General features: G+C 72.4%; 19 protein-coding genes and 1 pseudogene. 9 read left to right on the forward strand and 11 right to left on the reverse strand.

The genetic code is table 11. The features are described from left to right. Positions 1-90 precede the first annotated feature (90 nt). Positions 91-468 (forward strand): annotated as a pseudogene (locus OTB19_RS26390) (prolyl oligopeptidase family serine peptidase); the annotation flags it as partial. A gap of 28 nt (positions 469-496) precedes the next feature. Here the strand turns inward: OTB19_RS26390 and OTB19_RS26395 are convergent. Further along, positions 497-976 carry a GNAT family N-acetyltransferase gene (locus OTB19_RS26395; protein WP_267800989.1) on the reverse strand — a complete coding sequence of 160 codons (480 nt, stop codon included), beginning with the start codon at positions 974-976 and terminating at the stop codon, positions 497-499. Between the two features lie 315 nt (positions 977-1291). On the opposite strand from OTB19_RS26395, the gene OTB19_RS26400 reads away from it, so the two are divergent. Beyond that, the gene (locus tag OTB19_RS26400) at positions 1292-1741 is read left to right on the forward strand and encodes an SRPBCC family protein (protein WP_267800990.1); all 450 of its coding nucleotides are present in this window, start codon (positions 1292-1294) and stop codon (positions 1739-1741) included. After that, positions 1738-2574 carry a DUF1206 domain-containing protein gene (locus tag OTB19_RS26405; protein WP_420716911.1) on the forward strand — a complete coding sequence of 279 codons (837 nt, stop codon included), beginning with the start codon at positions 1738-1740 and terminating at the stop codon, positions 2572-2574. Before OTB19_RS26400 ends, OTB19_RS26405 begins: the two co-directional genes overlap by 4 nt. A 94-nt stretch (positions 2575-2668) precedes the next feature. Here the strand turns inward: OTB19_RS26405 and OTB19_RS26410 are convergent, their stop codons facing one another. Next, a complete protein-coding gene (locus OTB19_RS26410) occupies positions 2669-3481 on the reverse strand; it encodes a hypothetical protein (RefSeq protein WP_267800991.1) in 813 nt (270 codons plus the stop codon). A gap of 171 nt (positions 3482-3652) precedes the next feature. Here OTB19_RS26410 and OTB19_RS26415 point away from each other — a divergent pair, with 171 nt between their 5' ends. Further along, positions 3653-4432 (forward strand): S1 family peptidase, encoded by a 780-nt coding sequence (locus tag OTB19_RS26415; protein ID WP_267800992.1) that lies wholly within the window; start codon positions 3653-3655, stop codon positions 4430-4432. Positions 4433-4501: 69 nt separating this feature from the next. Here the strand turns inward: OTB19_RS26415 and OTB19_RS26420 are convergent, their stop codons facing one another. After that, complete coding sequence (locus OTB19_RS26420; RefSeq protein ID WP_267800993.1) at positions 4502-5179, reverse strand: class I SAM-dependent methyltransferase; 678 nt, start codon at positions 5177-5179, stop codon at positions 4502-4504. A 210-nt stretch (positions 5180-5389) separates the two neighbouring features. After that, complete coding sequence (gene fusA / locus OTB19_RS26425) at positions 5390-7525, reverse strand: elongation factor G (protein WP_267800994.1); 2136 nt, start codon at positions 7523-7525, stop codon at positions 5390-5392. Between the two features lie 499 nt (positions 7526-8024). Between fusA and OTB19_RS26430 the strand changes: the two genes are divergently transcribed. Then, complete coding sequence (locus OTB19_RS26430; RefSeq protein ID WP_267800995.1) at positions 8025-8807, forward strand: hypothetical protein; 783 nt, start codon at positions 8025-8027, stop codon at positions 8805-8807. Positions 8808-8966: 159 nt separating this feature from the next. Here the strand turns inward: OTB19_RS26430 and OTB19_RS26435 are convergent, their stop codons facing one another. Both OTB19_RS26435 and OTB19_RS26440 read right to left on the reverse strand, forming a co-directional pair. Further along, positions 8967-9665 carry a L,D-transpeptidase family protein gene (locus OTB19_RS26435; protein ID WP_267800996.1) on the reverse strand — a complete coding sequence of 233 codons (699 nt, stop codon included), beginning with the start codon at positions 9663-9665 and terminating at the stop codon, positions 8967-8969. Between the two features lie 213 nt (positions 9666-9878). After that, entirely contained in the window at positions 9879-10460 is a 582-nt protein-coding gene (locus OTB19_RS26440; protein ID WP_267800997.1) for a TetR family transcriptional regulator, read from the reverse strand. Between the two features lie 102 nt (positions 10461-10562). Between OTB19_RS26440 and OTB19_RS26445 the strand changes: the two genes are divergently transcribed. Beyond that, on the forward strand, positions 10563-11546 hold the full coding sequence (locus OTB19_RS26445; RefSeq protein ID WP_267800998.1) for an aldo/keto reductase: 984 nt from the start codon (positions 10563-10565) through the stop codon (positions 11544-11546). A gap of 69 nt (positions 11547-11615) precedes the next feature. On the opposite strand, the gene OTB19_RS26450 is transcribed toward OTB19_RS26445, so the two are convergent. Then, on the reverse strand, positions 11616-12143 hold the full coding sequence (locus OTB19_RS26450) for a hypothetical protein (protein WP_267800999.1): 528 nt from the start codon (positions 12141-12143) through the stop codon (positions 11616-11618). A 723-nt stretch (positions 12144-12866) separates the two neighbouring features. Between OTB19_RS26450 and OTB19_RS26455 the strand changes: the two genes are divergently transcribed. Beyond that, positions 12867-15008: a D-alanyl-D-alanine carboxypeptidase family protein gene (locus tag OTB19_RS26455; RefSeq protein WP_267801000.1), complete on the forward strand. Its 2142-nt coding sequence runs from the start codon at positions 12867-12869 to the stop codon at positions 15006-15008. 64 nt (positions 15009-15072) lie between these two features. Here the strand turns inward: OTB19_RS26455 and OTB19_RS26460 are convergent, their stop codons facing one another. Next, complete coding sequence (locus OTB19_RS26460; RefSeq protein ID WP_267801001.1) at positions 15073-15657, reverse strand: helix-turn-helix domain-containing protein; 585 nt, start codon at positions 15655-15657, stop codon at positions 15073-15075. A 188-nt stretch (positions 15658-15845) separates the two neighbouring features. Between OTB19_RS26460 and OTB19_RS26465 the strand changes: the two genes are divergently transcribed. Further along, on the forward strand, positions 15846-17453 hold the full coding sequence (locus tag OTB19_RS26465) for an MFS transporter (protein ID WP_267801002.1): 1608 nt from the start codon (positions 15846-15848) through the stop codon (positions 17451-17453). A gap of 102 nt (positions 17454-17555) precedes the next feature. On the opposite strand, the gene OTB19_RS26470 is transcribed toward OTB19_RS26465, so the two are convergent. After that, a complete protein-coding gene (locus OTB19_RS26470) occupies positions 17556-18665 on the reverse strand; it encodes an amidohydrolase family protein (RefSeq protein ID WP_267801003.1) in 1110 nt (369 codons plus the stop codon). Between the two features lie 26 nt (positions 18666-18691). Then, on the reverse strand, positions 18692-20017 hold the full coding sequence (locus tag OTB19_RS26475) for a cytochrome P450 family protein (RefSeq protein ID WP_267801004.1): 1326 nt from the start codon (positions 20015-20017) through the stop codon (positions 18692-18694). 296 nt (positions 20018-20313) lie between these two features. On the opposite strand from OTB19_RS26475, the gene OTB19_RS26480 reads away from it, so the two are divergent. Then, on the forward strand, positions 20314-20883 hold the full coding sequence (locus tag OTB19_RS26480) for a hypothetical protein (protein WP_267801005.1): 570 nt from the start codon (positions 20314-20316) through the stop codon (positions 20881-20883). A gap of 81 nt (positions 20884-20964) precedes the next feature. Here the strand turns inward: OTB19_RS26480 and OTB19_RS26485 are convergent, their stop codons facing one another. Then, positions 20965-21354 carry a hypothetical protein gene (locus OTB19_RS26485; protein WP_267801006.1) on the reverse strand — a complete coding sequence of 130 codons (390 nt, stop codon included), beginning with the start codon at positions 21352-21354 and terminating at the stop codon, positions 20965-20967. Between the last annotated feature and the right edge of the window lie 411 nt (positions 21355-21765).

A 21765-nucleotide genomic window follows, 5' to 3' on the forward strand; every position in this document is an offset into this window, starting at 1 on the left:
GGCTCGGCGTACGCCGAGCCCCCACCACCGGCCCGACCGCCCCGTGGCCCGTAGGCGGGGGCGGTCGGCACCACACCGATGGGGTGACGGCTCTTCGGCGCCGTCGTCATCGGCTTCCCGATCCTCGACCTCCTGCGCTTCCACCGGCTCCTCGCGGGCGCGTCCTGGACCGCCGAGTACGGAGACCCCGACCGGGCCGAGGACCGCCCCCACCTGGAGGAACTCTCCCCGTACCACGCCTTCCGATCGGACCGGCCCTACCCGCCGATCCTGCTCCTCACCGCGACCAGCGACGACCGGGTCCACCCGGGGCACGCGCGCAAGGCCGCCGCCCGGCTGCGTGAGCTCGGGCACGTCGTCCACTTCCACGAGACGGCCGGCGGCGGACACGCGGGCGCCGGCGACAACGCCCAGGCCGCCGTGAACGAGGCGCTCACCCACACCTTCCTCTGGAACCGCCTGGGGTGAGGGCAACGTCCCCGGGCGGCCCGCGGGATCAGCGTGCGGGGGGCATGTCGTAGGTCACCCACATGGTCCGCGTCGCCACCTGGTCGTACTTGGAGCGGGCCCGGTGGTTGTCGTCGGCGGTGATCCAGCGGACCACGCTCCAGCCGCGCTCGGCGGCGATCTCCGACAGCCGCGCCAGCAGCAGGTCGGCGGCGCCGCCGCCGCGGTGTTCGGGGGCGACGAACAGGTCGTCGAGGAAGCAACCGACGGACGCCGAGAGGGGACGCGCGTACGGGCGGTAGTGGGCGAGGCCGACGAGCCGGCCCTCGCCGTCCTCGGCGACCAGGGCCTCCACCTCGTGCGCGGGGTCGTGCACCCACGACCACACCAGCGCGGCGGCCTCCTCGGTCTGCTGTACCCGGTAGAAGTCCGCGTAGCCGCGGTAGAGGACACGCCACTGCGCGAAGTCCGCCGGCCGTGCGGCACGGACGTGGACGGTGCTCGAACCGCGGTTCGCGTCGGCTGCCATGGGGGGTGTCTCCTCTGCTCGAACGGGCACTGCGGTGGGGTGCGGCGGCGATCGCGGCACCGCCGTCGTCGTCCTCGCCCGTCGATCATCGTCGACACCGAGGCCGCCGAACGCGCCGGGGTGTCCAACGACGGCCCCGCGGTGCGCCACCGCGGCCGGATGACGGGACGACGCGGGCCGGGCAGCGGGCTCGGCCGTGCGCGGCCGCATGGAGGAAGAGGGTTCGGGTAACCGCGTGTTCGGAGCGGCCGACCCGGCGCACCGACGCCCGGAGGATCGGGCGCTCCGGCACCGACCTGTATGGAAGGGGTACTCATGGCGCACGTCGAGGAGTACGTGGAGGTCAACGTCCCTGTTCGGACGGCCTACAACCAGTGGACACAGTTCGAGAGCTTCCCCGCCTTCATGGAAGGCGTCGACCGGGTGGAGCAGCGCGACGACACCCTCACCCACTGGGTCACGAAGGTCAACGGCGTGGAGCGCGAGTTCGACGCACGCATCACGGAACAGGTCCCGGACCGCCGCGTGGCCTGGACGACCGTGGACGGTGAGACCCGCCAGGCCGGACTGGTCACCTTCGAGGCGGTCGACGCGACCACCACCCAGGTGTCCCTGCACATGAACTGGATTCCCGACGGCCTCGCCGAGAACGCCGCCGACAAGCTCGGCCTCGTCAAGCGCCGGGTGAGCGGCGACCTGAAGCGGTTCAAGGTGTTCATCGAGTCTCGCGGTACCGAGACCGGTGCCTGGCGCGGTGAGGTGTGAGTACCGCCAAAGCGGGCGTGGTGGGCGAGGGCGTCCGGTCCGCCTCGCGCGGTGGTACGGCCCGATCCGTCACGGCCCGGTGCGGGTTGGTGGCGCGCGGCGCGCTGTACATCCTCATAGGACTGATCGCCGTCCGCGTCGGCTTCGGCAAGGGCGGCGGCGAGGCGGACCGGCAGGGAGCGCTCCAGGAACTGGCCGGCAAGCCGTTCGGGAGCGTCCTCGTCTGGGCCGTCGGCATCGGCCTGATCGGGATGGTGCTGTGGCGCCTGTCCGAGGCGGCCTTCGGCGCGGCCGGCCCGAAGGGCGACAAGGCCACGAAGCGTCTCACGGCGGCTGGGCGCGCCGTCTTCTACGCGATCGCCGCGTTCTCGGTGCTGTCCTTCGCGACGGGTTCCGGAGGGGGCACTTCCGGCGGTGACGAACAGTCGCGCGACCTGACGGCGTCCGCGATGGAACTCCCCGCCGGACGGTGGCTGGTGGGCGCCGTCGGACTCGGGGTCGCCGTCGCGGGCGTGATCATCGCGGTGCGCGCGGCCCGCCGCACGTTCCGCAAGCACCTGGACATGGTCGGGGTCGCCGACCACTGGCGCAAGGTCGTGGACGTCCTCGGGGTGACCGGCGGCGTGGCCCGCGGCGCGGTCTTCACGGCGGCGGGCGGATTCGTCCTGTACGCCGCGTGGCGCTACGACCCGAGCCAGGCGAAGGGCATGGACGACACGCTGAAGACCTTCACCCAGACCCCGGCCGGCCCCTGGCTGCTCATCGCCGTGGCCATCGGGCTGGTGCTGTTCGGTGTGTTCTCGTGGGCCATGGCGCGGTGGCGCAAGGTCTGAGTACGGAGCCCCGGGCTCGTTCCGGGGCGGCAACAGCCGGGCGACCGGCGTCATCGAGGCCACTGGCCCCCATGGGGGTCAGTGGCCTCGGGCGTCAGGCCGGGCCGCCCGAACCGTTCTTGACCATCTCGGTCATGTCGGCCGTGTCACCGGCCGGCGGGGCGGTGATCGCCTGCGCGACACCGAAGGACAGGAAGTCCATCCTGACGGTGGTCGTCCCGAAGGTCTGGTTCATCCGGGCGGGCATGCCCTTGTCGTCGACCCAGACGTCCGCCACGAGCTCTCCGCCCGTGCCCAGCGCGTTGTAGGCGGCCGCCGCGTCGCCGAGCTTGTCCGCCGGAACCGAGGCGTGGTAGTGGACCGCCTTCTTGCCGTTGACGTCCTCCGTCCCGACCTTGGTGACGCCCCGGGCGTACTTCAGCGACTTCAGGCCCGCGGTCGGGTCGCTCTCCGCCTGGGTCATGCCGGCCGCGCCCGCCTCGCCGAGAACGGCGGACGCCTCGATCTTCAACCAGGTCTTGCCCTTGAACGGGCCCGCCTCCGCCGGGTCGACGCCGTAGTAGTACGCCCCGTCCACGAGGCGCATCGTGATGGTGCCGTCCGCGACCAGGTCCTCCATCTGGAGGTCCTTGGCCGGCATCTCGGTCTCCATCGCGAGGCCGTTGCCCCAGGAGTAGACGCCCTTCATGGAGACCGGCTTGCCACCCGTGTCGGGCGACGTCACGGTCATGTCTATGTCCGCCGAACCGGCCTTCGACGCCTCGTCGGACGCCTGCGACAGCGCCGCGACCAGGGCCTCCGCCGAGTCCGCCGCCTGCTTGGCGACCGGGCTCGCCGAACAGCCCACCACACCCACCGTCATGAACAGCGCCGCGGTGACACCCGCGGCAGCCTTGCGTGCCTTCATCCCCACCCCTATTGCCGACCATCCGTCGTTCATCTTTATGACGAGCCTACATTCGTGCGGAGCTCCGGTCCGCCGGCTCCTCGGGGAACCGCACCCCGGCGGCTCCGCGTCGTGGTTCACGGCAAGGACGCGCCGCCACCGGGCGCCGCGCCGTGACTCCGGGGGGATCACATGCTCACGTTCCACAGGCGTACCGCGGCCGCGGTACTCACCGCCTCCGCCCTCGCCGTGGCCGGCCTCGCCGCCGGCGCCGCGCCGGCCGCCGCCATCCACGGCGGGCAGAACACCACCGCGGCGCAGCATCCGTACGCCATGATCATCGCGACGGCGGAGGGCGCACAGGTCTGCGGGGGCACGCTCGTGGCCCCGAGGAAGGTGCTGACCGCCGCGCACTGCGTCGCCGACGTGCCTGCTCCGCGCGACCTCCTCGTCATCGGCGGGCGCACCGACACGGGCAGCGCCAAGGGCACCGTCCGGCACGTCGCCTCGGTCAGGATCCATCCGAAGTACGCCCAGGGCACTCTCACCCACGACGCCGCGGTCCTCACCCTCACCGGGTCCATGCCCTACCGGCCGATGGCCGTGGCCGGCCCGAAGGACTCGGCCCTCTACGCCCTCGGCACGAAGGCGAAGGTGGTCGGCTGGGGACGCACCGACACCGACACCCCGGGTACGCGACTGAAGTCCGCCGTCCTCACCGTGGCGCCGCTGAAGAGCTGTGAGCCCTACACCGAGCCCGGCGAGTCCCGCGCGTTGAAGGTCTGCGGAGCCTCCGCACCCGGCACCGACGACAGCATCTGCCGGGGCGACTCGGGGGGCCCGCTGGTCGCCGGCGGCAAGGTGATCGGCATCGTCTCCACCGGCAACAAGTACTGCGACGACCAGTACCCGGTCTCCGTCTTCACCCGGGTCAGCGCGGTCGCAGCGGGACTCGGCCTCCCCGTCGGATAGCGCGGCCGGCGTCGGCCGGCACGGCGCTCCCGGTTCCCCCGTCCAGGGCGGGAGAGCCGGGACCGCGCCTCACGACGCGGCGGGACGGGAGGCGGGCACCACCGGCTTGCGGGCGACGACGTAGGCCTGTGGCACCTTCTCCACACCCTCCTCGGGCTCCCGCAGCAGCCGCGCGCGGACCGAGAACCCGGCCCGGTCGAGGGCCTCGGTGATCCACCGCGGCCGCTGCCGACGGAAGTCGAGCGCCACCTCGTGGCCGAACGGCCGGTCCACGCGCAAGGGAGCGTCGCCGACCTGGAACGACAGCATCAGGTGACCGCCCGGGGCCAGCACCCGATGGAACTCGGCGAACACCCCCGGCAGCCGCTCCCGCGGGACGTGGATGATCGAGTACGAGGCGAGGAGGCCGCCGAGGGAACCGTCCGCCAGGTCCAGGGCGGTCATGGAACCCTCCTCGAACCGCAGGTGCGGATACGTCCTGCGGGCCAACGCGACCATGGCCGACGACAGGTCGAGCCCGAACGCGGACAGCCCCAGCCCGTCCAGGTACGCCGTCAGGTGCCCGTGGCCGCAGCCGATGTCGGCCACCGGCCCGGCGGCGCCCGCCCTCACGAGTTCGGCGAACCCGGCCACCATCGCGCGGTCGAGCGGTCTGTCGACCAGCCAGTCGCCGAAGTGCTCGGTGTAGTCGAGGGCCACGGTGTCGTAGAACACCCGGGCTGCGTCGAGGAAGTCCGATCCGGTCATGGCCGAACACCCTATCCGCCGGCCCCGAAGCCGTCCCCGGAACGCCCTCGGCGGACGCCGCCCGTGCGGACGACGACCCGCCGGGCATCGATCCGACGGGCATCGATCCGACGGGAGAGGTCCGACGGGGGAGGCCCGAGGAGACCGGTCCGACGGGGGGAGGCCCCAAGGGGAGGGCCCCCGACCGCCGGGGCGGTCGGGGGCCACACGTCAGTCGGACGCGCCCCGGGCGTACACCGCCGCGGGCACGGGGGCGTACCCCACGGGCCGGGAGGTGAAGGTGCCCCGGCCCTGGCTGCGACTGCGCAACCGGGACGCGTACCCGAACAGTTCGGCCAGCGGAACGGCCGCCGTGATCGAGGTGGTGCCGGTCCGCGTGGTCGAACCCGCGACCCGACCGCGCCGCGCCGCCAGGTCACCGAGCACGCCGCCGACGGCCTCGTCGGGAACGGTCACCACGACCTCGACCACCGGTTCCAGCAGCTCCATGGTCGCGGCGCGCAGCGCCTCGCGCAGCGCGAACCGCCCCGCCGCCCGGAACGCCATCTCCGAGGAGTCCTTGGAGTGCGTGGCGCCGTCGGTCAGCGTGACCCGCAGCCCCGTCACCGGATGACCGCCGAGGGGACCCTCGGCGAGCGCGTCCCGGCAACCCGCCTCCACCGCACGGACGAACTCCTGCGGCACCCGCCCGCCGACGACCACGGACCGGAACACGAAGCCGTCGGCTCCGCCCGCACCACCGGAGCCGGCGCCGGACGGGTCGGCGATCTCGTCGTCCAGGGGGTCGACGTCGATGACCACATGGGCGAACTGGCCGGCGCCACCGTCCTGCTTGACGTGCCGGTACACCAGCCCGGACACCCCGCGAGCCACCGTCTCCCGGTAGGCCACCCGGGGACGACCCACCTCGACGCGCAGCCCGTGGCTGAGCCGGATCTTCTCCACCGCGACCTCAAGATGCAGCTCTCCCATCCCCGACAGCACCGTCTGCCCCGTCTCGGGATCCGTCCGCACGGCCAGGGAGGGGTCCTCCTCGACCAACCGGGCCAACGCCGACGACAGTCGACCGATGTCGGCCCGGGTGCCCGCCTCGACCGCCACGGACACCACCGGCGCGGCGACCGTGGGCGGTTCGAGGACCAGCGGCGCGTCCGGAGCGCACAGGGTCGTCCCGGCGCGGGTGGACTTGAGCCCGACCACGGCGACGATGTCCCCGGCCACCGCCTGCTCCACCTCGGCGTGGCGGTCGGCCTGGACGCGCAGGATGCGGCCGATCCGCTCGGTCCGGCCCGCCGTCGCGTCCAGCACCGTCTCCCCCTTCCGCATCGTTCCCGAGTAGACGCGCAGACACGTCAGCCGCCCGGTCGCCGTCGCGTTCACCTTGAAGGCCAACGCGGCGAACGGGGCCGCCGGATCGGCGACGCGCTCCTCCGCCCCTTCCGCGCGGACCCCGCGGAGCGCGGTGCCGCGCACCGGCGGCATGTCCGCCGGCGAGGGCAGGTAGTCCACGACGGCGTCGAGCAGCGGTTCCACCGCACGGTTGCGGTAGGCGGATCCGCACAGCACCACCACGCCCTCACCCCCTCGCGTCAGCTCGCGCAGCGCGGCGACCAACGTGGAGGGGGAGAGCGCCGACGTGGCGCAGTACTCCTCCAGCGCGGCCGGGTGCAGCTCCGCCACCCGCTCGTCGAGCAGCCGGCGGCGCCGCAGCGCCTCCTCCCGCAGGGCGTCGGGGACCGCGCCCACCTCGAACGTTCCGGAACCGGAACCGGAGCCGCCGGCCGCCGCGTTCCACACCAGGGCCCGCATGTGGACGAGGTCCACGACTCCGGTGAAGCCGTCCTCCCGCCCGATGGGCAGTTGCACCACCAGCGGAACGACGTGGAGCCGGTCGCGCAGTGACGCCACGGCGGCGTCGAGGTCCGCGCCGACCCGGTCCATCTTGTTGACGAACGCGATCCGGGGCACCCCGTGTCGATCCGCCTGGCGCCACACCGACTCGCTCTGCGGTTCGACGCCCGCGACGGCGTCGAAGACGGCGACGGCGCCGTCGAGGACGCGCAGCGAACGCTCCACCTCATCGGCGAAGTCGACGTGTCCCGGGGTGTCGATCAGGTTGATCCGGTGCTCGTTCCACGTGCAACTCACCGCGGCCGCGAAGATGGTGATGCCGCGGTCGCGTTCCTGGGGGTCGTAGTCGGTGACGGTCGTCCCGTCGTGGACCTCGCCGCGCTTGTGGGTGGTCCCGGTCGCGTACAGGACCCGTTCGGTGAGCGTGGTCTTGCCGGCGTCGACATGGGCGAGGATGCCGAGGTTGCGGACGGTGGTCAGAGGTGTGGTGCGCATGGCCCGAGGCCTTTCATGGGGCAGGGGAGTGAGGGCGGCGCGATGGGTGGAGGAGGCGACGGAAGACGGCCCGGATCCGCGTGCAGGGCATGGCGGCGTACGGGCGTACCGGCGTGCCTGCGTGGCGGCGCATGCCGCGTGGTGGCGGCATGCCGCATGCAGGGGGCCGGGGCGCCGCGAAGGCGGGCCGCGCACACCGCGCGACCGGCTCGTTCGCCGGGCGGATCAGGTCTTCTTCGTCACTTCGTCTCGGACATCCGGTGACGGCCGCGCAGCCGTTACCGGGAAACCGAAGACACCAGGATCACGTCGTACCGGGACCGGGGAGCGTGGACGGCGGTGCGGTGACACATGGCCGGGCTCCCCTCGTGGACTGGTTCGACGAAACACGCGCCGCGCTCTTCGTGGCACACACGGGTGAGTCTAGGGACGCGCGTCCGACGGTGCATCACCTTTTCCGACAGGCATATCAGGCCCCGGCGCCGGGCATCACGTCCTGGTGAAGTCCGGGAAGTACAGGGGCGGTCGGCACGGGGACGCGCTCCCGCCCTGGTTACGGGCGCTGGTCGTCCTCGGCGCGGTTCTCGCCGTCCTCTTCTCGGCGCGGGCCCTCGACCGGGGCCACGACGCGACCGTCACGTACGAGCGGGCGTTCGTGTGCGGCGGCGAGGAGTGCCTCCACGAGGAAACGGGCGAGGTACGTGACCGCAGGACCGGGGAGACCTGTACGTCGAACGGCACGAGCGGCGGCACGACCGCGGGCGGGGCGCCGGCGACCATCGGCGGCGTTGCCGCCGGCGCGGGCGGGGCGGGCGGCGCACCCGTGACCATCGGGGGCGGGGGCGGCAACGCCGGCACCAGCTGCACCAGGTACCACGACGTGAAGGTGGCCTGGAGCGGTGGCTCCGACTGGTTGGGGGTGGCCCCGGAGACCTACGAGGAGGCCAGGGCGGGCGATCGCGCACGGTTGCGGACCTGGAAGGGACAGGTGGTCCGACTGGAGATCGACGGGCACGTCCGCACCTATCCGCCTGCGTCGGAATCGGGCCTGTGGTGGCGGGTGTTGCTGCTCTGGCTCGGTCTCGGGGTCGGCGCGTGGGCGCTGGTGAGCGGTCGGCGGTCCGACTTCTACGGGCTGGCCGTTCCCTGGGCCATGGTGGCCATGGCGATTGCGTTGTTCGGGCCGGGTCTCTTGATGTGGTCGCCCCCGGCGTTCTGCGGGGCGCTGGCCCTGCTCACGCTGGGCCTGGCGTTCGGGGCGCGGGCGGCTCACCGGCTCTGAGTCGCCCCGCCGATCGCGTGCCTGATCAGCCGTGCCGCCCCGGCGGGCCGTATCCCTCTGCCGTGAGTTCCTCCCGGGTGCGGCATGACATAAGTCAATGCCGCACGCGCGAGGCCCCGTTGGCCTGAGCGCCCCCTGCCGGGGGCGCCGAGGTGATTGTCAGGTCCCGGGCTTGTTCCCGTAGACGTAGACGTCGTCGCCGTTCTTCAGCATGTTCCAGTACGTCTTGGCGTCCGCGATCCGCATGTTGACGCACCCACCGGACCCGGGCGGGTTCCACATGCTCTTGTCCACGGAGTGGAAGGCGATGCCGCCGTCGAAGAACTGTGAGTAGGGCATGGCGACGTTGTAGATCGTCGACCAGTGGTTGATGTTGCGGTAGTAGATCTTCTTCAGGCCGGTCCGGGTCTCCGTGCCGTCCTTGCCGGTGCGCACCGGCACCGGACCGTAGACCAGCTTCGCCCCGTCCTGGATCCAACTGAGTTGTCGCGTCAGGTCGACACAGGCTATTCGCCCCAGATTGGTCGGACACTTGCCCGCCTTGTTGGGGGTGGTGCCCGCCGCCCGCTGGTCCAACATCGTGCTCATCGTGCGCCAGGTGAGCGGCCCCGCGTAACCCACGGTCGGCGTGATGCCGTGGGTCGCCTGGAACGACCGGATGGCGGTGCAGTCGGCGGACGACTGCACCCCGTCGACGGGCCGCCCCAGGAACTGCTCGACCTGTCGCTGGTACGGGCCGGTGGTCACGTTGCAGGTGGCGGCTTGCGCCGTCCCGCCACCGGCCACCACCAGCGGCGCCGCCAGCGCCACCGCCCCGCCGACCACAGCCGCGGTCCTTCGGCTCGTACGTATGCGCATGGATTTCACATCGGCCTCCCCATGGGGTTGTTCCCACCTGTGAGGCGGAACGTACAGGCCATCGCCGCCGGTTGGGATCCGGGTGCCGTAAATCGCCTCGTACGCATGCCGTAGGGGTGTGGACGTGACCGGAAGAATCCGTTCCATCACCCGATGTGATCGGCCCGGGGGGTGGCTCGGGAGTGGTCTCGGGGGTGTGTCAGACCTCGGACCTCACGCGTTGGGGGCGGCCGTGGCCCGGCGTACGGACTCGACCACCGCCGCGCGATGCCGTGACAGGCGCTCGGCCGGCCAGTCGACGCCCTGGCCACCGGCCGCCGGGCCGCCCACCGCGCCGAACCAGGCCTGCGAGAGTCCCATCACCAGCGTCAGCACGTCGGCGGGATCCAGGGACGGGTCGACGCGACCGGCCCGCTGGGCCCGTTCCACCTCCGCGATCTTGTCGCGGTAGGACTCCGCCTCGACGTCCGTGCTGCCGGGGCGCTCCAGTTGCTTCCACAGTACGAGCCGCATCAGTGACGGCCACTCGACGAGGTGGTCGAAGACCGCGCCGGCGTACCCCGCCAGGTCGTCGGCGTCGAACGGGACGGACTCCGCGCCCGACTCCAGCGCCCGCAGGAGCACCGCGTCGAAGAGCTCCTCCTTGTTGCCGAAGTACACGTAGATGAGTCGCTTGTTCGCCTGCGCCGCCTCGGCGATGCGGTCCACCCGCGCACCGGCGATGCCGTACGTCGCGAACTCGGAGAAGGCCGCGTCGAGCAGACGTGCCTTGGTTGCGCTGGAATCCCGTGCCATGCCCGCAGCCTAGCAAGTAACTATCTGGTTATTGACATTCTCCGGCGGCCGGATGCATGGTTGACCTATCCAGTTAGTTACTTACCTGTGGAGGGGCATGTCATGGAGATTCGTGCACTGGGCGGTCAGGGACTCGAGGTCGGCGTCGAGGGCCTCGGGCTGATGGGAATGAGCGCCCACTACGGCGCCACCGACGAGACCGAGTCGCTCGCCACCATCGACCGGGCGCTGGAGCTGGGGGTGACACTGCTCGACACGGCCGAGGGCTACGGCCCCTTCGTCAACGAGCAGCTCCTCGGCAAGGCCCTGGCCGGCCGCCGCGAGGCGGCCGTGATCGCCACCAAGACGGGCGTCGAGTTCACGGACGATGGCGCCTTCCGGGGCCACAACGGCACGCCGGAGTACATCCACCGCGCGGCCGAGCGGTCCCTGCGCCACCTCGGCACCGACCACATCGACCTGTACTACCTGCACCGCGTCGACCCGAACGTGCCCATCGAGGAGAGCGTCGGCGCGATGGCCGAGCTCGTCACGGCCGGCAAGGTCCGCCACATCGGCCTGTGCGAGGTCGCGCCCACCACCATCCGGCGGGCCCACGCAGTCCACCCGCTCGCCGCCGTACAGACGGAGTACAGCCTCTTCGAGCGGGGCATCGAGCACGACGGCGTCCTGGACGTCCTGCGCGAGCTCGGCATCGGGCTCGTCGCGTACTCGCCGCTCGGTCGGGGGTTCCTGTCCGGCGCCGTCACCAGCCCGGACGACTTCGCGGCGGACGACTTCCGGCGTACGGACCCCCGCTTCCAGGGCGAGAACTTCGACCGCAACCTCGCCGTCGTCGACCAGGTCCGCCGCCTTGCCGCCGAGAAGGGCGTCACCCCCTCGCAGCTCGCCCTGGCCTGGACACTGCGCCGGGGCGCGGTGCCCATCCCGGGCACCAAGCGCCGCCGCTACCTGGAGGAGAACGTCGCCGCGACCACCGTGACGATCACGGACGCCGAGCTGGCGGCCATCGACGCCGTGGCCCCGCACGGCGTGGTCTCCGGCGACCGGTACGCGCCCGAGCTGATGGCCGCACTGAACGGCTGACCGGCCGAGCCGGCCGGCTCGCCGGGCGGGCCGTGTCCGTCCCGCGGGGGCGGACACGGCGACGCGGGGCTACTGCTTGTTCTTGGCCAGGTCCTCCTGGAAGGCCTTCGCACAGGTGGGGCCGTTGTCCACGGCGATGAAGGAGATGACCAGCAGGCTGCCGGCCTTGCCCTGGTGGCTCGCCTTCAGCGTCCAGCCGCTCTTGTCCAGCGACTTGATGACGGACATCGGCTGGTCGGAGGTCCGCGTCTCCTTCCAGCCCCCCTTCACGAGGGCGGCGACGGTGCCGTCGAAGGACTGCTTGGAATCGGCGACCTTCTTGCCGTCCGGGCTCCAGGACACCATGCAGGCCTGGAGGCTCGCGGGGACGTCGTCACCCGACTTCTCCGTGAATCCGGCGCCCGTGGCGGCGCCCGCGATCTCCTTCTTCACCGAGGCGGCGTCCAGGGTGCCCGCTCCCTGCTCCGCCGGGGTCGCCGCACCGGACGCGGGTGCCTCACCGCCGCCCTTGCCCTTGTCGGCGCCGCCTTCGCTGCCACAACCCGCGACCAGCAACACCACACCGGCGGCCGCGGCCACCCACTTCACCTTGCGCACAACGCTCCCGATTCCGCCCGTACGAAGGCCCCTTGCCCCCGTGATCAAGGAGGGAGTCTGTCAGGGCACGACGGCGTCCGAGGGCAGCGGCAGGGCCGACGGTGACGTGAGACCGGTCACTCCGAGAGCCGTGCGGCCACCCTCGCCACAGCCTCGTCCACCTGCCCGTCGGGGCACCGCCCGCACCCGCTCTGACGTCGGAGTATGACCGAACGGTCACAGGATGGGGGAGGGGGAACGCCCCGGGTCCGTCGCGCATCTAGACGTCCGGCGGGTTCCGTGGGATCCGCCGGTGAACGGTATCGGCGAGAGCCGGCGGACCGCCGTCATCGCGTGGGCGATGGAGCGGCCGCCGGAGGCGAATGTCAAGGCGGGGCTGGGATGAAGGCGGTAACGGTGGCGGACGGTTCCTCGGACCCTGCGCAGGCTCCGGAGACTTCGGGCACTACGGAGCCCGAGACGCACCCGCAGACCTCGGAAGCGGGAGCGGGCCGGGCGCCCGCCGTCGCGCCCGTGCGGGGGGACGGCGGCGACACGAGAGGGGTCGGGCCCGGGGAAGCCGGTTCGACCGAAGACGGTCCCGAGGAGGCCGGGGGCGCCGACGCGCCCGAGCCCTCGGGGCGGGCCGCGACGCCCGGCGGCGGCCGGGAGGAGCCCGAGCCGACGCCGGAGCCCGCGGCGCCGGTAGGGCCTGGAGCATCGCGTGAGCCCGAGGAAGCGGCGGTGCCCGAGCGACCGGCCGGTACCGAGGAGACGGCCCGCCCCGACCAGGCGGCCGACCCCGAGGACGCGGCAGGCCCCGAGCGACCGGTCGACCGCGAGGCCACGGCCGACTCCGAGGACGCGTCCGACCACGACCGGACGGCCGACCCCGAGGACGCGCCCGACCACGACCGGACGGCCGACTCCGAGGACGCGTCCGACCACGACCGGACGGCCGACTCCGAGGACGCGGCCGACCCCGACCCGGCACCGGAGGCGGAGGGGACGCCGGAGCCCGCGCGGTCGACCGATTCCGAGGAGACGAGCCCTGCCCCGGAGTCGCCCTCCGAGCCCGGCCGGAAGCCGCGGACCGAACCCGCGGCTCCGGACGCCGGGACGACCCCGGACGTCCCGACGACCCCGAAGAGCACGGAAGCCCCGACGACCCCGAAGGCCGGCGAAGGCTCCGCCGGCGAGGGGACCGGGGGAGCCGCAACGGGCCCGGACGCAGGATCGAAGGCGGCACCGAAGGCAGCACGGACAGCGGCACCGGCTGCAGACCCGGACGCAGGACCAAAGGCAGGCCCGGGCGCAGCCCCGAAGACGGGGCCGCGCGGCGGATCGCCCGCGCCCGCCTCCGCGTCCGCGCCCGTACGCGTGCCGTCGTGGGCGCGGGAGAACGCGCACGACGCCGAGCGGACCAGCGAGTTCGTCGCCCTGAAGGCACTGGAAGCCCCGACCCCGACCCCCGCCCGCACCCCCGTGCCCGCTCGCACCCCGATGGCACCCGCCCCGACGGCTCCCGCCCCGGCCGCCCTCGTCCCGGAGCGCACCCGGGAAGTCCCGCAGCCCCCGCAGCCCCCGCTGGACCTGTTGGCCGAGCTCACCAACACCCCGCCGCCCACGGAGACCACCCGCCGGACCGCGCTGCGCCGCGTCAAGATCTGGACGCCGATCGTGCTGGTCCTCGCCGGTTGCTTCACCGGCGCCCAGCTGATGCGTCCCCTGCCCGAACCGAAGCTCGTCGCCGCGGATTCCGTCCACACCGTCGACGGACAGCTCACCCTGCCCTGGCCCACGGAGGGGCAGGGCGCCATCCGCGTGCCCGGTTCCGGTGACATCGCGGTGTTCGGTGAACAGAGGCCGGTCCCGACCGCGAGCGTCGCCAAGGTCATGACGGCCTACGTGATCCTCAAGGACCACCCGTTGGCCAAGCCCACCGACAAGGGCCCCGACATCACGGTCGACGCGGCGGCGGTGGCGGACGGGACCTCCGAGGACGAGTCCCGCATCGAGGGGCTCAAGGCGGGAGCCAAGTACAGCCAGCAGGACATGCTCAAGATGCTGATGATCCCCTCGGGCAACAACGTCGCCCGTCTGCTGGCGCGTTGGGACTCCGGCACGGACTCGCAGGACGCCTTCGTCGCGAAGATGAACGCCGCCGCCGCCGAACTCGGCATGAAGGACACCGTCTACACGGACCCCAGCGGCCTGGACAAGGCGACCGTCAGCACCGCCGTCGACCAACTGAGGCTCGCCGAGGCGGTGATGAAGAACGATGCCTTCCGCGCGATCGTCAAACTGCCCAACGCGACCATCCCGGGGCTGCCGAAGCCGATCTACAACAACAACGACAGCCTGCTCACGGCGGCGGACCTCAGCGTCAAGGGCATCAAGACCGGGTCGAGTACGGCGGCCGGAGGCACGCTCCTGTGGGCCTCGTTCAAGTCGGTGGGCGAGGAGACGCCCCTGATCCTCGGCACGATGATGGACCAGCACGCGGACGGCCCTGATCTGAACGGCGGGGACAGCCTGAAGCTGGTGAAGGAGAACAGCCGGAAGGTGATCGAAGCCGTCCGCAAGGCACTCGCCTCGACTCCGGTCATCCACAAGGGACAGGTCGTCGGTCACGTGGACGACGGACTCGGCGGCCGTACCCCGCTCGTCGCCACGAAGGACCTGAACGCGATCGGCGTTCCGGGCCAGCAACTGCGACTCACGCTCGGCGGCGGTGCTGCCGCGCTGCCCCACACCGCGAAGGCGGGGGCCGAGGTGGGGGTGCTGACGGTCGGTGACGGCGCCGGCGCCAAGACCGTACCGGTGGCGGTGGGCGTCGATCTGGCCGAGCCCTCGTTCGTGAACAGGCTCACCCGACTCGGCTGACGGTCCCCGCGGGGTCACCGCCCGGGCTGCCCCGGGTGGTGACCCCGCGCGCCGGATCGGCGCGTCAGGACTGGGGCTTCGCGCGTACGTGCATGCGTTCGCCCTGCCGTCCGAAGAGGCTGAGGACCTCGACGGGCCGTCCGTCCGCGCTGCTGAACCAGTGGGGCACCCGGGTGTCGAACTCCGCCACCTCGCCGGCGCCGAGAACCAGGTCGTGTTCGCCGAGGACCAGGCGCAACCGGCCGTTCAGCACGTACAGCCACTCGTAACCCTCGTGGGTCCGCGGGGAAGGGTCGGCGCCCCGGTCCGTGATGATCATCTTGTACGCCTGAAGGGGACCCGGGGTGCGGGACAGGGGCACGTACACCCCGCCGTTCGGCAGGGCGTGGGAGGTCAACCGCACCCGGGGGTCGCCCACTTCGGGCGCTCCCACCAGGTCGTCCAGGGGTACGTGGTACGTGCCGGCGAGCGGCAGCAGCAGTTCCAGACTGGGGCGGCGCTGCCCGGACTCCAGCCGGGACAGGGTGCTCTTCGAGATGCCGGTCGCCTCGGAGACAGCCGCAAGGGTGAGTCCGCGCGCGGCGCGCACGCGCCTGAGCCGGGGGCCGACCTCGTCGAGGACCGCTCGGTAGGGCTGTGGTCTGTCCATGGGGGCATTCCATACCGTTGTCCCGGAACCGGCAACAAAGATTGTCGTCCCACGAGGGCCGGCGCACGCTCCCCGGCAGCGCACCGAGGCCGAACACCGGCCCGGGCCGCCGGCCACGCCGCCTCCCGCCCCCCCCGCCGCCACCCGGCGGCTGGGCCGGCGGAGGCCGTGAGAGAACGGAGTTCGTGTTGAGACCGATCGACGAGGGACGCGGGAAGGTCGGCGCCGGCGGCGCCGAGGACGCAGGGGGAACGACCTCGCCGGGAGGGGCGCTCGCCGCGCTCTCGTTGGCCATGGTGCTCTCCTCGCTCGGCGCCGGCAGCGCCAACGTCGCCCTGCCCACGCTGGCGCACGTGTTCACGGCCTCCTTCCCGCAGGTCCAGTGGGTCGTCCTCGCCTACCTCTTGGCCGTCACCGCCCTGATCGTCGGCGCCGGACGGGTCGGCGACCTCGTGGGCCGCCGACGGCTGCTGCTCGCCGGGATCGCACTGTTCACGGTGGCCTCGCTGCTGTGCGCCGGCGCGCCCCGGCTCTGGATGCTGATCGTCGCCCGGGCGGCGCAGGGCCTCGGGGCGGCCGTCATGATGGCGCTCACCATGGCGTTCGTGGCCGAGACGGTGCCGAAGGCGCGGATCGGCAGCGCCATGGGAATGCTCGGGACCATGTCCGCGATCGGTACCGCCCTGGGTCCCTCGCTCGGCGGCGTGCTGATCTCCGGCCTCGGATGGCGGGCGCTCTTCCTCGTCAACGCACCGCTGGGCATCCTGACCCTGCTCCTCGCCCGCCGTCACCTCCCGGTCGACCGGCAGGTCCGTGAGCCCGCCGGCGCACGGTCCGGCTTCGACCGCGCGGGCATGGCGCTGCTGGCCCTGACGCTCGGGGCCTACGCCCTCGCGATGACCCTGGGGCACGGCGGGTTCGGCGCGGCGAACGCGGCCCTGCTGGCGGTCGCCGCGCTCGGGGTGCTCCTCTTCGTGCGGGTCGAGGGGCGCGTCGCGTCCCCGCTGATCCGGGTGGCGGCGTTCCGCGACCCGGTCCTGAGCGCGGGCCTCGCCGCCGGCACGCTCGTCTCCACCGTGATCATGGCGACGCTCGTGGTCGGGCCGTTCCACCTCTCGCGCGGGCTCGGGCTCGACGACGCCCTCGTCGGACTCGTCCTGGCCGCGGGGCCGGTGGTGGCCGCGCTGACCGGTGTACCGGCCGGGCGGCTGGTGGACCGCTTCGGAGCGCGTCGCACGATCTGCGCGGGGCTCCTCGCGATGGTCGCCGGAGCCGGCGCCCTGTCGATGACACGGGTGTCGTCGGGGGTCGTGGGATACGTCGTCCCGCTGGTGGTGGTCACCGCCGGCTACGCGCTGTTCCAGACGGCCAACAACACCGCCGTCATGGCGGAGATCGCCCCGGAGCGTCGGGGCGTGACCTCCGCGCTGGTGAACCTCTCGCGCAATCTCGGGCTCGTCACCGGTGCGTCCGTGATGGGCGCGGTGTTCACGTTCGCCTCGGCCGCGGACGATGTCACGACGGCGAGCCCGCAGGCCGTGGCGACGGGTGTGCGGTTCACCTTCGCGGTGGGGGCCGCCCTGATCCTCTGCGCACTCGCCCTCGTGACGGGCGGCGGTTTCCTCGCGAGGGCGTACGCGTCGCGGGCGACCGCCGGTACGGACACCGGCCCCGGTGGTACGCACACCATCCCCGACGGTACGCACACCATCCCCGACGGGACGGACACCACCCCCGGCGCGGCGGGGACGCCGCCGGCCCGCGCGGCCACCGACCCCGGCACGGGCCTGCGCTGACCACCCACCGGCCGGGTCCGCTGCGGCCCGACCGGCACGTGCCGCCCACGAGCGTGCGTGGGCGGCGGTGCGGGAGGGCCGCGAGCGGGCGCGGCGCCACCGTCAGGCCGTGGCCAACTGCGGGATCAGGCGGAGCGCGTTGTCGTGGTGGATCCCCCGGACCTGTTCGGGGGTGAGGGCCGGGTCCGCGTCGAGCGCGGGCAGCGCCAGGTCCAGCACCGTGTCGGCGGGCGCGGCGGGCCAGTCGGTGCCGAACAGGATGTGGTCGGCGGGCGCATGGGCGAGGAGGGTCGCGGCCGGCGCCATGGGCCCCGCCGTGTCGTAGTAGAAGCGCCGGAGGTGGTCGCGGACCGCGGCGGGCTCGATGGGCGGATCGCAGAACCGTCCGAGAGCCTCCAGCCGCGGCGCGATGTACGGGAGGAAGCCGCCGGCGTGCGGCAGGATCACCGAGATGTCCGGGAAACGGTCCAGCGTCCGCCTGCTGATCATGTTCACGGCGGCCCGTGTGGTGTCCAACAGGAAGTCGCACATGAAGTTCGGGATCCCGGGGACCGTCGGCGCACCGGGAGGACCACCCGGCAGGTGGTGCGGGTGGGTGTCCACCACCGCGGAGGCCTCGTTCAGCTCGGCGAACACCCGGTCGTAGGAGGGGTCTCCGAGGTAGACGCCGCCGTAATTCGCCGTCACGTTCACGCCCACGGCGCCGAGCTGCCCGAGTCCGCGGCGGATGGCCCAGGACGACGAGTCGAGATCGTCCAGGAAGAGCGGCACGTAGTGCAGGAAGCGGCCCGGATGGGAGGCGCTCACCTCGACCATCGAGCGCAGCGTGATCGTGATCGCCTCACGGAGCTGCGCCGACGACCGGTAGTGGGCCGGCAGCATCGGCTTGAGCACCGCCGTCGTGATGCCCGCGCCGTCCATGAACCGGACCGCTTCCTCGATGCCGAGCCCCGCCCAACGCGGCAACTGCCTCGGATCGATCAGCTCGTGGCGCTCGGCCCACTCGCGCCACTCCGGGGCGCAGTAGTGGTGGTGCATGTCGATCTTCGGCCGGGCCCCGTGCTCCGTGCCGAGTACCGGCGGGGAATCGGCCGTGGCGACCCGGGCGAGGTCACCGACGAGGTCACCCGTGGCCACCGGGGGGATCAGGAGCCCCTCGGCGGGCGCGCGCACCAAGCGCAGGCCGGAGGTGGTGTTCATGGGGTTCTGCATGCCAAATCACCGTCCCTCGGATCAGGTCACCTGTGGGCGGAAACGGAGGTCGCGGGCGACAGGTGCGTCGGGGCGAGCGCCTCGACCGGCCGCGACGGCTCCAGGACGAGCCGCAGCCGCTCCAGCCCGCGGAACGCCGCCATCGGCCCCTTGAGCCACGCCCCCGCGGGTTCCTCGTCCGGTGCGATCTCCATCTCCGGGAACTCCCGCAGCAGGCAGGAGAGCGCGATCTCGAGTTCGAGTCGTGCCAGTGGCGCGCCCAGGCAGTAGTGCGTCCCGTGCCCGAAGCCGAGGTGCGTGCCCTGGAGTCCCTCGCGCGTCACGTCGAGGTCGTCGGGGCGGTCGAACTTCTCCGGATCCCGGTTCGCCGACGAGAGGGCGATCTGGACGAGCGACCCCTTGGGGATCACCGTGCCCCTGATCTCCGCGTCCTCGGTCGCGTAGCGGAACGTCGACGTCTCCACCGACCCCTCGAAGCGCACGATCTCCTCGACCGCCCGGGGGATCAGCGTGGGGTCGGTGCGGAGCGTCGCCAGCTGATCGGGGTGGAGCAGCAGATCGAGTACGGAGTTCCCGATCTGGTAGGCGGTGGTCTTGTGCCCGGCGAAGAACAGGACCCACAGCGACGACACCAGCTCCGCGTCGTCCAGGGCCTCCTCCGCCCTGATGATGTCCCCGAGGAAGCAGTCCGAGGGGTTCGCCCGCTGGTGCGCGATCAGCCGCCGCAGTCGATCCTGCAGCCACTCCTCGGCGGCCTTCAACTCGGCCTTGGCCGCAGGGTTGAACCGGGAGCGCGTGACCACCGCGAACTGCTCCAGGATCTCGGGCCGATCGGCCTCCGGGATCGTCATCAGTTCGCACAGGACCGAGATCGGGAGGGGGAACGCGAACGAGGACATCAGGTCGACCGAGTCGCTCTTGCGGCACTCGGCGAGGAGCCGCTCGGCGATCTCGGTGATCCCGGCCCGCATCTCCTCCACCCGCCGAGGGGTGAAGGCGCTCCGCAGGACACGGCGCAACCGGGTGTGCCGGGGCGGGTCCGAGAACAGCACGTTGTCGTCCAAGGCGTCGAAGAAGTCCCCGAACACGGCGTGGTAGATGTCCATCGCCCCGCGCATGTTCTTGCTGAACCGCGGGTCGGACAGGGCGTCGCGGGCGTCGTCGTAGCGGGTGATGAGGTACGTCGCGACGCCGTGCGGAGGCGTCAACCGGGCCACCGGGTCCCGCTCGCGCAGAGCGGCGTAGACGGGGTGGGGACACGAGCGGTACTCCGGCGCGCCCTTGGACACGGCCGCCACGAGGTCGTGCACGGCGGCGGCGCCGTCCGGTGTCGTCGCGTTCTCCTGCGTCATGTTCCGCACCCTCCGTGCCACTCGCCTGTGTGGACTCAGCGGTTCCCCGACGGGAGCGTTCGCAAAACGGGCCTTGGTGCGTTCGAGTCAGGAGGCCTCCGCCGGATGCGCGGGCCGGGCCGACCGCCCGCACGCCACCGCCGGCCCGGGCCGGGCCGACCGTCCCCACGTCACCGCTCGGCCGTTTGGCGGTCCGTCGTCCGGTCAGCCGCGCGGACGGGTCGCGTGGCGGGTCCGACGGCCCGGGACATCATGCTGCTCGTCGAGCAACCAGCCCGCCATCGAGGAGTCCGCGCATGGCTCGCAGCACCACCCTGGTCCTCATCACGACCGCGACACTCGCCCTGACGGCCGCCGCCGGCCCCACCGTCGCGTCCGCGGCCTCCGGCGCGGACACCGGCAGGGCAGCCGCCGACCGCGCCGTCACCTATCGGGCGACCGCCCCCTATCTCCGGCACGCCGGCGGCGTGAAGGCGGGCTACGTCCCGGACAAGTACTGCGTGGCCGACCCGGCCGGCACGGGCGCCCTCGGCTACCCGCACTTCAACCACGGGTACGACAACTCCGTCGATCCCGCCAAGCCCGCCGCGCTGTACTACGAGGACGACGGCCGCGGCGGCAAGCGCCTCACCGGGGTCCAGTGGCTGGTCTACGACAAGGACCAGGACCTCACCACGGACGACGACCGCCCGAAGCTCTTCGGCAGGTCCTTCACGGGCCCGCTGCGCGGCCACTTCCCCGGCCAGCCCGTCCACTACGCCCTGCACATGTGGCTGTGGAAGGAGAACCCCAAGGGCACCTACGAGACCTACAACCCCGCGGTGACCTGCCTCCCCGGCACCACCCGCCCGAAGCCCCGGACCTGACTCCGGACCCGACCCCGGACCCGACCCGGGTCCGGGGTGGCTCGATCCGCTCGGCGGCCGGCCGCCGAGCGGATCGCCGCACTACCGCTGATCGGCTTGGAAGAGGGTGGTCAATTCCTTCTCCACCGTGCGGACTTCCTCCTGACGGTCCATGTGGATCAGCTGCTCCCTGTACAACGTGAGCGAATGGACGAGGAGTTCCACGCGCTCGGGCTCCAGTGCGCACATGCGGCGCGCGGCGGCGACCGATTCCATGTGGAGGGCCAGCGCGATGTCGGGGCGATCGGCGAATTCCCGCCGCGCGTACTTGCCCAAGGCGACAGCCAGCAGCGGGAGATACGCCAGGGGGCTCACCTGGGCGAGCACACGGTAGGCGGCGACCCGTTGGCCGAGGGGCGGCTTCCCGGAACCGAGGAGAGCCACTCGTGCTCGAAGGACCGCGTGGTGATTGATGTGCGCCGAGGGATTCATGAGGGAGATTCTCAGATCCGAACAGGCCCCCGAACAAGGGAGATCGGCTGTGTCGTCAGTCCTACTGAAAAGCCGTCTGACCTGTCATGATGGAGTCACCTTCACCCCTGTGAGCCCCTCGAACGCCGGCCGATCGGACCGCTGAGGGGGCGAATCCCGGCGGTGGGGCGACTCGATTCCGCCCGGCGCCGACGCGTCTCGGGCGCCGCCGCGAAGTCCAGGGGACGACCGACCGACCGGGGGACACCGGGAACAGGACCCCCAGGCCCCCCAGGAGCGCCGCCGCGACGAACCGCGTCTCCTCCCGGCGGGCGATGTCGGCCGACGTGGGCGCACCGGACCCTGCCGGCACGACCGCGGGCCCACCCCGGAGTGCGGGGTGGGCCCACGTGACGTACGGCGTGGTCGGCG

Origin of the sequence: Streptomyces sp. H27-H5 (genome assembly GCF_026627505.1) — a bacterium.
GTDB lineage: Bacteria > Actinomycetota > Actinomycetes > Streptomycetales > Streptomycetaceae > Streptomyces.